Raw genomic sequence first — 388 nt, forward strand, 5'->3', positions numbered from 1 at the left:
CCACCATGATGGTGTCGTTGAGCGCCACCTGGCTCAGGGTGAAGTGCGGCTCGCCACGGGTCAGGTTCGACCAGACGAACACCATCGCGGTGCAGGGCGCCGCCGCCAGGATGATGAGCCCGGCGATATAGCTGTCGACCTGGTCGGCGGGCAGGTAGGGCCGGAACAGGTAGCCGATGAACAGCCAGCCGAGCGCCGCCATCGAGAACGGCTTCACCGCCCAGTTGATGAACAGCGTCACGCCGATGCCGCGCCAGTGCCGGCCGACGTGCCGAAGCGAGGCGAAGTCGATCTTGAGCAGCATCGGGATGACCATGAGCCAGATTAGGACGGCGACCGGCAGGTTCACCTTGGCGACCTCGGCCGCGCCGACGGCGTGGAAGAAGCC

At 66.5% G+C, this 388-nt stretch carries 1 pseudogene; it reads right to left on the reverse strand.

The window, feature by feature from the left end:
* Positions 1 to 388 (reverse strand): annotated as a pseudogene (locus AX737_RS14955) (arsenical-resistance protein); the annotation flags it as partial.

Origin of the sequence: Methylobacterium sp. CCH5-D2 (assembly GCF_001556475.1) — a bacterium.
Taxonomy (GTDB): domain Bacteria; phylum Pseudomonadota; class Alphaproteobacteria; order Rhizobiales; family Beijerinckiaceae; genus Methylobacterium; species Methylobacterium hispanicum.